This window comes from Mycobacterium sp. (assembly GCF_035640695.1).
Lineage (GTDB): Bacteria > Actinomycetota > Actinomycetes > Mycobacteriales > Mycobacteriaceae > Mycobacterium.
In genome coordinates, this window is the sequence record NZ_DASQVQ010000153.1 from 61,177 (window position 1) to 75,008 (window position 13,832).

Consider the following 13,832-nt stretch of genomic DNA (forward strand, 5'->3'; position numbering starts at 1 on the left):
TGCGCCGTCACCAGCATGCGCCGAACCACAATCGTCTAGGAAGCCGCTAGTTGTCGAGTGCCTTCCCGTGACGAAACGCCGACGTGGCAGCGAGCCTGTCCGCCTTGGCTTCTCGGCTTGTGTCGAGCTTTCTCAGCGATGAAGTCGTTCTGCGGCAAGGGTTCCGGAACAACGCACGGCCGCAGCGAGCGGTCGGGTGCCGGCGACCTGCTCACCGAACAGCCCGAAGTACGCGGCGCCCGATATTTGCGGTCCACGCCGATCAACGCGCCACACCCGGTTGCCGGCGCTACCCGGGTTAGGAACTCGAGGTCGGCTGGAGCTGGCACCGATTGATCCCGCTCATCGTGGCGCGCCGAGGTGTCAACAATTCCGGCTAGCAGGAGGTATGTATGGGCGACAACCGTATCGACTGCCCGACTGATATCGGCGACTCTTAACGCCACATCGACGCGGAGGCCAATTCAAACCGGTTAGAGAGCAGCCGGCGAGCGGCCCAACGCGGAGGGGACCGCGATCTTCGCGCACCGTGCCTTTGGTGGGTCAATTCTGGCCACATCATCGGCTGCACGATTGACGAATACGCAGCTAGGGGACATTTTGACGAACCTCGCCGAACCACTGCAGCGATGGGCCGCACCGGCGTTGGACACGGCGGCGTCGACCCAGCACGGACAACGATCACGGGTCATCCGGCGCAAGCTCGTCGTTCCGGACGCTCCGGCGGCCGCCGCGCCGCGTGAGCGGCTCAACGGGTTGCTGCGCGGGCTTGTCGAGGCCCACCGGGTCGTTGCCGTCACGGCCACGCCCGGGGCCGGCAAGTCGGTCGCGGTGGCCCATGCCAGCCGCACGTTTGACAGGGTGACCTGGCTGAGCGTTGACGCAACCGATGCCGCGGCCCCGGGGCGCCTGGTGACCTACCTGGAGGAGGCGCTGGCAGCACAGCTGCCGTCGGTGCGGGGGGTGGCCACGGCTGCGCTGGCCGCGGGACTTCCGCATGCCGAGGCGGCGGGCCTGCTCGCCGAAGCTGTCCCCGACACCGATGTGGTTTTCGTGCTGGACGATCTCGAACGGCTCAACGGATCGCAGCCGGCGTGGGAGGTCATCGCGTCGATCGTGCGCTACGCCCCGGCGAACATGCGGTTCATTTTGATCAGCCGCCGCGCCATACCCACCGAAACGTGTTGTCCCGCACACGACGGGGGGGTGGCCCGAGTCGGCGACGCGGATCTGGCTTTCACCGTGGCGGAGGCGCGCATCGCCCTGCAGCGACTCGGCCGCTCGGGCGCCGACGCGACGGCCGCGGTCGCGGCCGCGGGTGGCTGGGTCACCGGGGTGCTGTTCGATGCCTGGCGCGACCACACCGGCGGGGGCCCTGATGACCTTGGGGACTACCTGGCCGCGCACATCCTGGGCGAGCTGGACGCGAAGGATCGCGAGTTCCTCATCACCACCTCGCTGCTGGAGGACGTGACCGTGGAGTGCGCGGTCGGGCTGGGTGTCGATGACGCCGCCGCGCGGCTCGCCTCGCTGCAGGCGGCGCCCATCCCGGCGCTGTGGTCGCCGGATCGGCCGGCGTTGCGCTGCCATTCGCGGTTTCGGGAGTATCTGCGCGGGCTGCTTGACCATCGCGGGCAGGCGGCGCTGCGCGAGCTGCGCGCGGCCCATGGACGGCTGCTGGCACGCAAGGGTTTTCACGAGGAGGCGGTCGAGGAGCTGCTGGCGGCCGGTGCCCTCGCCGAGGCGTTCACCTCGGCCAAGCATGCGATCCTCGGTGTGGTCGAGCGGATGGACTTCGTCGTCGCCGATCGCTGGATCGAGACGCTCTCCCCCGTGGCGCCGGAGGGCGACGTCGGGTTCGCCGAGGCCCAACTGATGCTCGCAATACCCCGCGACGACTACCTGCCCGCCGCAGGCATCGTCGACGAGCTCGCTGCGACGGGGCTGCGCGATCGGCTCGCGGCAACATCCGACCACGCCGCCGCCCTGATGGCCTATTGCTACATAGTCACCAGACGCCTCGATGACGCGCACGCCGTGCTCGATGCGGCGACCGACGGCCCTGCCGTCAACGCGGTGCGCTATGCCCTCGCCTACGCCTTCGCCCCAGAAGGTGCACCTGTGAGCACTCCTCCAAGACCCGAGCCCAGCGGCGGCTCACTGGACGCGCTGCTGTATTGGACCGACTACGTGCGCGGCGAGCTAAAACAACTGGCCGACGATCCCCCGTCGTCGTGGACGACGGTGGCCATGGGCCCGGGTCGGATCGGGGCGCTGCGCGCCATCGGACGCACCGCAGAAGCCCTGCAGCAGTATGAGGAGGCGCGGCGGCGGGGCCTTTTCGCCGGTGTTCTCGACTGCTTCGTCGGGCCCGATGTGCTGCTCGACGCGGGGCAACTCGACCAAGCCCGCGCGGCACTGACCCGGGGCCGCAAGCTCGCCCAGGAGAGGGGACGGCCAGGCTGGGCGGCGTTGCATCATATTGCCGCGGCCAAGCTGGCGCTGCGCGCCGACCGCGACCCGGCGCGCGCGATCGCAGCTTTGGACGAGATCGCCCGCGCGCCCGCCGTCGAGGCCCTGGTTCGCGAGCTCGCCCAGACCTGGCGCGGGCTCGCGGCGCTCCTGCGGGATGACCAGGAGACCGCGCTGTCGTCGCTGCGGGCGGCGGTCGCGGGCATGCAAGCCAGCGGGCGCATCCTGGAGCTGCCGACCGCCGCGGTGTATTTGGCCGAGGCCGAGTGGCGCGCGGACAACCCGGACGCCGCCGACCGCGCCGCCGACATCGCACTGCAGGCCGCCCACGAGCACGGAACCAACCACATACTGCTGCAGGCGTTGGCCGACTATCCGGCGGTGGTGGCGCGGCGCATCGACGCCGAACCGCACGCCGATTCGGCGTGGCACGCCATCGGGCGAGCCTTGACCGCCCAAGGTGTGGCAGTCGGAACCCGGATCTGCACGGCGATCGAGTTGGTCGAGTTCGGCCGCACCGCGATCATCCTCAACGGCATAGAGGTGCGGCCCAAGCTGGCGAAATGCTATGAGCTGCTGGGTTTTCTGGCGGCCCAAAAGGGCGCGCCCGCCAGCCGTGATGAGCTGCTCAACGCGCTGTTCGACGCCCGCGACGACGAGTCCGCGCGCTCCTACCTGCGCAAGACGATCATCGGCGTGCGCCAGCTGCTGCCCGACGACACGCTGAGCGTCGGCGACGACGGTCGGGTCGGTCTGAGCCCCGACGTGGCGCTGGCCTGTGAATCCACACGCCTGGAGCAGAAACTGGCCGCCGCACTACGCCTCCAGGGCAGCGAACTGGTCGAGGCGACCGAACAAGCGCTCGCGCCGCTCGCGCACGGCGAATACTTTCCCGGCGTGCGATCGGCGTGGGTAGACGAGCGCCGCCAACAACTCGCCGAGCTGGCGACCACCGCGCGCGCCGCCGCCGCCGAGGCGGCGTACGCGGCCGATCGCTACCATGACGCCCAACGCCTGGCCGAGGCCGTGCTGGCCGCCGACCCGCTGCGTGAAGCAACGTGGCGCACCCTTATGCGCATCCGCAGCGCCGTCGGCGACTACGACGGCGTCATCACTACCTACACCCAATGCGAACGCGCGCTGCGAGCAGCCCAGATCGCTCCCGCTGCGAGCACCCGCGCACTGCTAACCCAGCTGCGCCGCTGAACACCCGTTTCGGCTCATTCCCGCCCGGCCACCCACTGAAAAGCATTGGCCGTGGCGGCAAGTAGAGATCCTCGCGCGACGGCGGCTTGACCTCCTCGCTGAGCCGTATCTGACGCGATTTCGCCTCTTTCCCACCCGGTCGGGCAGCATCTCCTACAAGCATTTGGAGGTGAGATCAACAGTGCAGACACAGCGCGAAGACCGTGCATGGGGGACGAACTTCGTCTACCGCTACCGCTCGCCGCACATGTACCTGACCGATCTCCCCGTGCTGAGCGACGGCGCACAGTCGGGTACGCGGACGCCGAATGGGAAGGACTCGACAGCCCACTACCTGAGAACGCACCGGCATGACAGCCCTGCACCGTACCAAGTTGTGGCCGAAGGTATCCCAGTTCCATCGGTGAACTGCACAGTCCTCGACTCGAAGAGGTCGAGCACGTCATGACCACCATCCTTAACCGCCCGGGACACATCCGTGCAGCCGACGGCTCGGTCGTACGGCTAGACGTCGAAATGGGCACCTATGTGGGCCGGTACTACCGGCAAGACCTGAGCGTTAGGGCAGTCGTCTCCGGATCACTGGCCGAGGTTCAAGCAGCGATGAGGGGATGGGCCTTCGTTGCGTAAGCCATACGACGACTACCGTGGTCAAAATCGCCTTACACAGCCGATTGTTCGAATACTCGTGCACCTCAAGCCTTTAGCCAACGTGCTGGAGCCCGGCGCGCACGGTTCGGCCAGAACCCGCCGAACAATTTAAACCAGAAGGAATCTGTCTAGCCATGGAAATCGTCGCGTCGCAGGCAGCCACTGCTCCGGCAACCGCAGTCACGGTTGTCGAGAGGCCTAGTCCAAAGGTGCGCGGTCATTCCAAAAACGCCGCGCTGCAGCGCAATAACGTCGCTGATCTACTGGTGGCCGAACGGGCCGTGCGGTTCGAACGAGACGTCGTGCCGCTACGCGAGCCGCTCTACCGCCACGCAATGCGTATGTGCCATAACCATGCGGACGCGGAGGATCTGGTACAGGACACGATGGTCAAGGCATACAGCGGTTTCCATACATTCGTGCCGGGCAGCAACCTCAAGCCGTGGCTCTACCGCATCATGACGAACACCTACATCAATACCTACCGCCGAAAGCGACGGCATCCGACTCCGTATTCGACGGAAGGGGTCACCGACCAGGAGTTGGCGGCCCACGCACAACGCACATCGACAGGACTTGTTTCGGCTGAGGATGAGGCTCTCGCCGCATTGCCTGACACCGAAATCATGGCGGCGATGCAGACCTTGCCCGAACAATTGCGTGTGGTGGTGTACTACGCCGATGTCGAGGGCATGCGGTACCGGGAGATTGCCCAGATCATGGGTACCCCGAACGGAACCGTAAAGTCACGGCTTCGGCGTGGACGAGGACATCTCCGCAGACTGCTTGCTGACGCGCGGAACCGCGACCTCCGCGCAGGGCTGCCCGCCAGCGCGTGATCCGGCCGCATTCACGTTGATGAGGTGATGCGGTGCGCCCACTCGTCGGCCCTGCCACGCCGCATCGGCGGCAATGCTGTACGGCCGGTCGATTTTCCCCGCTCAGCGGTGTCGCAGTTGTAGGATGACCGCCTGACAGGAGTGGCGATGTCGGCACCGGAGATTGAGCGACCCCGGGTCATACGGCGCAAGCTCCTCGTTCCGGATACTCCGGTGGGTGCGGTGCCGCGTGAGCGCCTTGATGGGTTGCTCTGCCAGCTCATTGATGCCCACCGGGTCATTGCGGTCACGGCCACCGCCGGGGCGGGCAAGTCGGTGGCGGTGGCCCTTGCCAGCCGCAAGTTCGACAGGCCGGTGGCCTGGCTGAGCGTCGACGCCACCGACGCCGCGGCCCCGGGGCGGCTGGTGACCTACTTGGAGGAGGCGCTGGCAGCACAGCTGCCTTCGGTGCGGGGGGTCGCCACCGGCGCGCTGGCCGCCGGTATCCCGCACGCCGAGGCCGCAGGGCTGCTTGTCGACGCGGCCGCCGACGCCGACGTCGTGTTTGTGCTCGATGATCTGGAGCGCCTGCACGGATCGCGGCGGGCGTGGGAGGTGATCGGCTCGGTCGTGCACTACGGCCCCCCCAGCATGCGGCTCATTCTGATCAGCCGCCGCGCCCTACCTGCGTGGGTCTTGTCGCCCGCACTGGATGCCGAGCTCGCGCGACTCGGCGACACGGACCTGGCGTTCACCGTGGAGGAGGCGCGCATCGCTCTACAGCGACTTGGCCGGTCGGGGGCCGACGCGCCGGCGGCGGTGGAGGCCACCGGTGGCTGGGTGATCGGAGTCCTCTTTGATGCGGGGCGTTCCGCGAATCGTGTCGCCGACAGCCGCGGCGGCAGTGACGGCCTCGGAAGCTACCTCGGCGCGCAGATCCTTGATCAGCTGGACGCGAATGATCGCGAGTTTCTGATCAGCACCTCGGTACTGCCGGAGGTGACTGTCGAGTCGGCAGTGGCGTTGGGCATCGACGACGCCGCTAAACGGCTCGCGTCGCTGCAATCAGCACCGATCCCGGCGCAGTGGTCAAGCAATCCACTGGCGATGCGCTGCCATGCGCGGTTTCGGGAGTACATGCGCGGGCTGCTGGAGCAGCGCGGGAACACGGCGGTGCGGGAGCTGCGCGCGGCCCATGGGCGGCTGCTGGCGGCCAACGGTTTTCATGAAGAGGCGGTCGAGGAGCTGCTGGGCGCGGGTGCGCTCACCGATGCGTACACCTCGGCCAAGGCTGCGATCCTGGGTGTCGTCGACCGTCTAGACTTCGCCGTTGCCGATCGCTGGATCGAGGCGTTATCGCCTGTCGCGCCGGTCGGCGATTTCGGGTTCGCCGAGGCGCAGCTGATGCTGGCGGTGGCGCGCGACGACCAGCGCCAGGGCGTCCGCATCGCCGACCAGCTGGCCGCGCTCGGTCGGCGCGATGAGCTCGCGGCGATATCCGAACGCGCCGCCGCCCTGATGGCATGGTGCTACTTTCTCGCCGGGCGTATCGCTGAGGTGCACGCCGTACTCGACGCGGCACCCGCCGGCGCTGACGTCAACATCGTGCGTTACTCCCTCGCCCTGGTGGAAGCGGGCGGTGGCCCTCCCCGACCTGAGCCCACCGGCGGCCTGCTGGACGGGATGCTGTACGGGATCGACTATTTTCGTGGCCGGCTAGTCGAGCTGACCGACGATCCGCCGTCGCCGTGGACGAGCGTGGCCATGCGCACGGGCCGGATCGGGGCGCTGCGCGCCACCGGACGCACCGCAGAGGCGCTGCAGCAGTATGAAGCGGCAGGGCGCGGGGGCTTTTTCGGCGGGGTGATGGACTCCGTCGTCGGACCGGATGTGCTACTCGATGCTGGACGAGTCGATGAGGCTCGCGCTGCACTCGTCCGCGGCGCCAAGTTCATCCAGGCGAACGGATCGCCGATTCTGACGGGGTTGCACCACATTGTCGCGGCGAAGTTGGCGCTGCGCGCCGACCGCGACGCCGCGAGCGCGACCGCGATCCTGGAGCAGATCAACCGCGATGCCCCCAGCGACTACTCACTGGTTTCTGAGCTGGCCCAGACCTGGCGCGGACTGGCCGCACTCATCGAGGATGACGAAGACAGCGCCTTGGCGTCGCTACGCGCAGCGGTAGCTGGCATGCGGGCTGGCCATCGCATCTTGGAGCTGCCAACGGCGGCGGTGTATCTGGCCGAGGCCGAGTGGCGCGTCGGCAACGAGGACGCCGCCGACCAGGCCGCAGACATCGCCCTTGAGGCCGCCCGCGAACATGGATCCAACCATGTGCTGCTGCAAGCCCTGGCCGATTTCCCGGCGGTGGTGGCGCGACGCATCGACGCCGAACCGTACGCCGACTCGGCCTGGCATGCCATCGGCCGCGCCTTGGCCGCGCAAGGCGTCGCGGTAGGCACCCGTATCCCGACAGCCATCCAGCTGGTCGAATTCGGCCGCACCGCGATCATCCTCAACGGCCAAGAGATACGCCCGAGCTTGGCGAAATGCTATGAGTTGCTAGGCTTTCTCGCCGCCCGGAAAGGCGCGCCGGCCAGCCGTTACGAGCTTCTCAACGCCCTATTCGACGCCCGCGCCGACGAGTCCGCGCACTCCTACCTGCGCAAGACGGTCATCGGCGTGCGCCGACTGCTACCCACCGACGCGCTGAGCGTCGCCGACGACGGTCGCGTCGGGCTCAGCCCAGAAGTAGTGCTGGCCAGCGAATCGGCACGCTTGGAGCAAGAACTGGCCGCCGCCGCGCGACTGCAGGGCGGCGAACTCGTCGCGGCAATCGAACAGGCACTCGCACCGCTGGAGCGCGGCGAGTACTTCGCGGGCGTGCGCTCGGCGTGGGTGGAGGAGCGGCGGCAGCAGCTCGCCGAGCTGGCCACCACCGCACGAGCGGCTGCCGCCGAGGCGGCGTATGCGGGCGACCGACACTCCGATGCTCAACGCCTGGCCGAGGCCGTGCTGGCCGCCGACCCGCTTCGTGAAGCAATGTGGCGGACGCTCATGCGCATTCGCAGCGCCGTCGGCGACTACGACAGCGTCATCACCACCTACACCCAATGCGAACGGGCGCTGCGCGCCGCCGGGATCACACCTACCGCCAGCACCCGCGCGCTGCTGGACCAGCTGCGGCGCTGAACACCCTTCTCGAAGGAAGGGCGTCGCGGTTGACGCCGTCAGCCACGTCACCGGCGGCCGCCTCGGTGAGCAGGATCGGATGCGATATCGGGGTTTTCCCGCGCCGCTGGGCAGCATGTGTTGTGAGCCGTTAGAGCCGAAATCAACGGCGACAAGTACGCCGCGACAACCAGAATCGCAGCCGCAGACCCCAGAGGAAGACAGCGAAAATGAAGAATCGCAAAATTGCCCTGTTGGCAGCAACCGGATTGACTGCGGCGAGTGCCGTGTTTGCCTCGCTCATGACGATTCCTCCGGCGCTCACCCAGGCCGACTGCCCTTACGGTTGGTACTGGGACGATTACCGGCAAAACTGCCTCCCCCCCGGCCTGCCCAAAGACCCTCCCAATGGGTGCCTTACGGGCAGCGGCACGCACGCCAACGGCACCATCTGCATCAATTAGGACGGTTTCCCGGCTGGCGGCGCTGCGGTGCCGTTGACCTGCGGTTGACCTCGCGGGGCACATCGCGAAAACCGTTGCGGCGAAGAGATATTGACGTGGCGCACACGATCACCGGACGCATGCTGCGGCCCGCGGGTGCCATGACCTTGGTCGCCGCTCGTCGCCGAGACGTTCTGCGGCCCGAAGATGTCCAGCCGGTCTGGGGTCTTGCGCGCAGCGCACCGCCGGCATCGCAGCGCAATGCCAGCACTCGCGCACTGTGCAGAGACGACCTCGCCAGCGCACCATCCGGCATGACCGACGCCTACCCATACGCGGGTTCACGCTCGGCTGCTTCTTGTCCATGTCAACGCCCTCGCACCTTGTTCATGTCAACACCCTTGCAAGTCGACGCGCGCTGCCGCGCTTGCAGAGGAATCCGAATGCGACGCTCGCTCGGTGCACCTGCCCAGCTCCGGTGCGAAGTCCCGCGCAAAACTCCTGGCCAGGGACGTTTTCAGCGACGTGGCCGGCGCCGTCGGGTGAGCCCGATCCGACGCGATTTCGGCTCTTTCCCGCCCGGGCGGGCAGCATCTGCTGTGAGCCGTTAGAGGCGAGACCAACAGCGGCAAGACCAACACCGGCACCCGTGCCGTTGCTTGTCGAAGACGAATCGAAACCGGTGGCAACAGCCGCCGCCAACTGAAGGGAAGAAGCACAATGGGATACCAGACCGTGAACCCGTTCAACAACGAGGTAGTGGCCAGCTTTGACGAGCTGACCGACGAGCAGGCGATGCAGCTTCTCGCGCAGGCGCAGAAGACATTTGAGTCGTGGAGCCAGACATCGTTCGCGCAGCGCTCCGCCGTCATCGCGCGTGCCGCGGCGATCCTCCGCGAACGGTCCGACGAATTCGCCCGGCTGCTGACCCTCGAAATGGGCAAGCTCTACACCGAAGCCCTCGGTGAGGTCGAGCTCAGCGCCCAGATCTTGGACTACTACGCCGAGAACTCCGAAAAATTCCTGGCCCCCGAGCCCCTTGAAACCGCCAGCCCCGATGACAACGCCATGCTCGTCAGCGCGCCGCTGGGCGTCATCCTGGGTGTGCAGCCCTGGAACTTCCCCTACTACCAGCTGGCGCGGGTGGCCGGGCCCAACCTGATGGCCGGCAACGTGGTCATGGTCAAGCACGCCTCCAACGTCCCCCAGGCGGCGGCGGCCTTCGAGAAGCTGCTGCTGGAGGCGGGTGCACCGGCGGGCGCTTACACCAACCTGTATGCCACCAAGGATCAGATCAACTTGCTGATCGACGATCCCCGCGTCCGCGGCGTGGCGTTGACCGGCAGCGAGGGCGCCGGCGCGGTCGTGGCCGCCCGCGCGGGCCGCAACCTCAAGAAGTCCACCATGGAACTGGGCGGGTCGGACGCATTTATCGCGCTGGCCGACTGCGACCTGGACAAAACCGTCGAGTGGGCGGTGCACGGCCGCGTTTTCAACGGCGGACAGTGCTGTGTGGCCTCCAAGCGGATCGTCGTCGTTGACGAGATAGCCGACGAGTTCCTGGCGAAGTTCCAGGTGGCGATGTCCGAACTGAAGGCGGGCGATCCGTTCGACGAGGCGACGACGCTGGCCCCGATGTGCAGCCAGAAGGCCGCCGACGACCTGAACGCACAGATCAACGCCGCCGTGGAAGCCGGCGCGAAGGCGATCCCATGCGGCGAGCCGGTGCCCACCAAGGGTGCCTTCGTGCAGCCGGCGATCCTGACCGACATCACCCCGGACAACCCGGCCTACTACGAGGAGTTCTTCGGGCCGGTGGCGCTGTTCTTCCGGGTCAAGGACGAGGACGAAGCCGTGCGGCTGGCCAACGACTCCCGCTTCGGGCTGGGCGGATCGGTGTTCACCAGTGACATCGAGCATGGCATCGAGGTCGCCAAGCGCATCGACACCGGCATGGTGAACATCAACCACCCGGCGCGGCTCAAGGCCGACCTGCCGTTCGGTGGGGTCAAGATCTCGGGCTACGGCCACGAACTGGCCCACCTCGGCATCGAGGAGTTCATCAACAAGAAGCTCATCAACGTCGTCCCGATCGACGCGCCGGCCTGACCAATCCCCAACTAACGAAACTAACGAAGGAACGTTTAACCATGGCTGACTTCACCGTGGGTAAGTACCTGGCGGCCCGGCTCGAGCAGATTGGACTCAAGCACTACTTCATGGTCCCCGGGGACTACAACCTGGTGCTGCTCGACGAGCTGCTGACCAACGAGAACATCGAGCAGATCGGCTGCTGCAACGAGCTCAACGCGGCCTATGCCGCCGAGGGCTATGCCCGGGTCAACGGGGCGGGCGCCGTGTTCACCACCTACAACGTGGGCGCGTACTCGGCGCTCAACGGTGTGGCCGGCGCCTACGCGGAACGCCTGCCGGTGATCTTCGTGTCGTCGGGTCCCAACACCAATGACCCCGTCGCGAATCACATCATGCACCACACGATGGGCACCCACGATTTCTCCGACCAGTACGAGGTATGTCGGCAGGTGACCTGTGATGCGGTGCGCATCCTGCACCCCGATAATGCGCCGACCCTGATCGATCAGGCGATCAGCTCCGCGCTGCGCGAGCGCAAGCCGGTCTACATCGAGATCGCGTGCAACCTGTCGGCCGCGCCGTGCCCCGAGCCGGCGCCGATCGACACGCTGCTGGCTTCCACGATGCTGTCTTTCCAGCCCACCAACCCGCGGGCATTGACCGCCGCGGTCGACCGGGCCGGCCGGCTTCTGGAGAATGCGAAGAAGCCCATCCTGCTGGCCGGGGCGCACCTGCGCTCCTACGGCGCCATCGACGCCTTCCGCGAACTGGCCGAGGCGCTTGGCTGCGCGGTGGCGGTCATGCCCAACGCCAAGGGCTTCTTCCCCGAAGACCACCCGCAGTACGCGGGTATCTACTGGGGCGAGGTGAGCACCCCTGGCTGCCAAGCCATCGTCGACTGGGCCGATCTGGTCGTGGCCGCAGGGCCGGTGTTCTCCGACTACACCACGGTGGGCTGGAGCGCGCAGCCCGCGCGGCAGCGGCTGATCAGCGCCGAACCGCAAGTCGTGCGGTTCGCCGGCGCCGAATACACCGGTGTTGCGCTGGCCGAATTCCTGTCCGACCTGGCGAAGAAGGTCCAAGCCAACGATGCCACCCTTCGGCAATACCATCGCCTCAGGGGAGCAGCGCCCACACCCACACCGGCCGCCGAGGTCGACGCCGATACCCATCTCAGCCGAGCCGAGCTGTGGCGCCAGATCGAGGCGGACCTCGACGCCAACACCACGCTGATGGTGGAAACCGGTATCTCGTGGTGGGACGGCATGTACACCCGGCTGCCCGGCGGGGCCCGCTTTGAGATCGAGATGCAATGGGGCTCCATTGGCTGGGCCACGCCGGCTGCCTTCGGCTACTCGCTGGGCCTGGAACCCGGCCGGCGGCTAGTTGCGGCTATCGGCGACGGATCCTTCCAGCTGACGGCCCAGGAAGTGTCCAACATGATCCGCCACGGCCAGGAGATCCTGATCTTCCTGGTCAACAACCGCGGATACGTGATCGAGTCGGCCATCCATGACGGCCCGTACAACTACTACAAGAACTGGGACTACGCCGGGCTGATCGACGTGTTCAACGCCGAGGACGGCCACGGCCTGGGGCTGACCGCCGCCACGCCGGCCGAACTGGCCGACGCCATCGCCAAAGCCCGCGCCCACAAGGGCGGCCCTGTCCTCATCGAATGCCAAGTTCCCAATGAGGACGCCAGCCCCGAGGTCATCTCCTGGGGCTCCAAGGTCGCCCGTGTCAACGCCCGCCCACCCCAAAACATCTAGCCAACACATTTAGAAGGAGAAAGACCAATGACCGACCAACTCATCGGTGCGCACAATGCGCACAACGATCTGCACAGTGAGCAAGGGCGGCTGGCCGGCGAGCATCCCGGCCGCGCAGCCAACCCGGTCATCAAGGTGCAGGACGTCATCTGGCTGGAGTTTGAGAAGCCGGACCTTATCAAGGCCGAGGCGTTCGCCCATGCGTTCGGTTTCGCCACTGCCCTCCGCACCAACGAGGAGCTGCACCTTCGCGGCAGCGACCCGGGCGCGCCGTGTGTGCTGATCCGCCGCGGCCAGCGCGAGAAGTTTCTCGGGCCGGCGTTCGTGGCCGCCGAGCAGTCCGACCTGGTGCGGCTGGCCGACGCGACGGGCGCAACCGTACGCCCGCTGCCGGAGTCACTGGGCGGTGTGACCGTTGATCTGGTCGACCCCAGCGGCCTTCCGATACGGGTCGTGTCGGGAACGCATCAACTGGAGGAACTGCCCACTTCGCAGACCCCACACGTGTTCAACTTCGGTCACGAGGTTGCCCGCGCGAATGCCACTCAGCGTCCGCCGCGGGTGCCCACCAATGTGCAGCGGCTCGGGCACGTGGTCGTGCAAACCCCGAAGTACATCGAAGCGCTGAACTGGTACCTGGAGAAGTTGGGCATGATCGTCAGCGACTTCTGCTTCTACCCCGGCCAGCGCGAGCGCGGTCCGATCATGAGCTTCATCCGCTGCGACCGCGGGTCCGTCCCGGCCGATCACCACACGCTGGCGATGGCGCTGGGTCCGGTAAAGCGCTACGTGCATTCCGCGTATCAGGTCGCTGACCTCGACGCGTTGGCCGCCGGCGGCGAGTACCTGCGCGAGCAAGGGTACTACCGCTCGTGGGGCATCGGTCGCCACATCCAGGGCAGCCAGATCTTCGACTACTGGCGTGACTCGGATGGGTTCCTGGTCGAACACTTCGCCGACGGTGACATGTTCGACAACACCCTGGAGCCGGGCTGGGCCCCGTTGTCCGCCTCTGGCTTGTATCAGTGGGGACCCCAGCCGAGCAGGGACTTCCTGGGCGTCGGATCACCGCGCGAGACCGCGTCCGAGCTCGCCGCGATGGTCGATGCATTGCGTCACGACAACGAGTTCGACCTGTCCGCATTGCGCGGGCTGTTCGCTGTAGCCAATTCCTAATCCGCACCTAACCCAAAGAAAGAAGG

General features: G+C 67.0%; 8 protein-coding genes. All 8 read left to right on the forward strand.

The genetic code is table 11. The annotated features are described in order from the left end of the window. Nucleotides 1–573: 573 nt before the first annotated feature. Nucleotides 574–3,678, forward strand: coding sequence for a BTAD domain-containing putative transcriptional regulator (locus tag VE759_RS18530; protein WP_324935120.1), 3,105 nt, complete (start codon nucleotides 574–576; stop codon nucleotides 3,676–3,678). Nucleotides 3,679–4,122: 444 nt separating this feature from the next. Next, complete coding sequence (locus VE759_RS18535; RefSeq protein WP_324935122.1) at nucleotides 4,123–4,308, forward strand: hypothetical protein; 186 nt, start codon at nucleotides 4,123–4,125, stop codon at nucleotides 4,306–4,308. Nucleotides 4,309–4,463: 155 nt separating this feature from the next. After that, nucleotides 4,464–5,168 carry a sigma-70 family RNA polymerase sigma factor gene (locus VE759_RS18540; protein ID WP_324935124.1) on the forward strand — a complete coding sequence of 235 codons (705 nt, stop codon included), beginning with the start codon at nucleotides 4,464–4,466 and terminating at the stop codon, nucleotides 5,166–5,168. 147 nt (nucleotides 5,169–5,315) lie between these two features. Beyond that, nucleotides 5,316–8,342 (forward strand): BTAD domain-containing putative transcriptional regulator, encoded by a 3,027-nt coding sequence (locus VE759_RS18545; protein WP_324935126.1) that lies wholly within the window; start codon nucleotides 5,316–5,318, stop codon nucleotides 8,340–8,342. Nucleotides 8,343–8,551: 209 nt separating this feature from the next. Further along, nucleotides 8,552–8,785 carry a hypothetical protein gene (locus VE759_RS18550; RefSeq protein WP_324935128.1) on the forward strand — a complete coding sequence of 78 codons (234 nt, stop codon included), beginning with the start codon at nucleotides 8,552–8,554 and terminating at the stop codon, nucleotides 8,783–8,785. A 699-nt stretch (nucleotides 8,786–9,484) separates the two neighbouring features. Beyond that, nucleotides 9,485–10,873: an NAD-dependent succinate-semialdehyde dehydrogenase gene (locus VE759_RS18555; RefSeq protein WP_324935130.1), complete on the forward strand. Its 1,389-nt coding sequence runs from the start codon at nucleotides 9,485–9,487 to the stop codon at nucleotides 10,871–10,873. A 41-nt stretch (nucleotides 10,874–10,914) separates the two neighbouring features. Next, nucleotides 10,915–12,630: an alpha-keto acid decarboxylase family protein gene (locus VE759_RS18560; RefSeq protein WP_324935132.1), complete on the forward strand. Its 1,716-nt coding sequence runs from the start codon at nucleotides 10,915–10,917 to the stop codon at nucleotides 12,628–12,630. Between the two features lie 27 nt (nucleotides 12,631–12,657). Further along, nucleotides 12,658–13,806 (forward strand): VOC family protein, encoded by a 1,149-nt coding sequence (locus VE759_RS18565; protein ID WP_324935134.1) that lies wholly within the window; start codon nucleotides 12,658–12,660, stop codon nucleotides 13,804–13,806. Nucleotides 13,807–13,832 lie beyond the last annotated feature (26 nt).

Coding starts and splice junctions, on each gene's coding strand:
- VE759_RS18540 (WP_324935124.1), top strand. CDS start 4,464: ATGGAAATCGTCGCGTCGCAGGCAGCCACTGCTCCGGCAACCGCAGTC.
- VE759_RS18545 (WP_324935126.1), top strand. CDS start 5,316: ATGTCGGCACCGGAGATTGAGCGACCCCGGGTCATACGGCGCAAGCTC.
- VE759_RS18535 (WP_324935122.1), top strand. CDS start 4,123: ATGACCACCATCCTTAACCGCCCGGGACACATCCGTGCAGCCGACGGC.
- VE759_RS18555 (WP_324935130.1), top strand. CDS start 9,485: ATGGGATACCAGACCGTGAACCCGTTCAACAACGAGGTAGTGGCCAGC.
- VE759_RS18550 (WP_324935128.1), top strand. CDS start 8,552: ATGAAGAATCGCAAAATTGCCCTGTTGGCAGCAACCGGATTGACTGCG.
- VE759_RS18565 (WP_324935134.1), top strand. CDS start 12,658: ATGACCGACCAACTCATCGGTGCGCACAATGCGCACAACGATCTGCAC.
- VE759_RS18560 (WP_324935132.1), top strand. CDS start 10,915: ATGGCTGACTTCACCGTGGGTAAGTACCTGGCGGCCCGGCTCGAGCAG.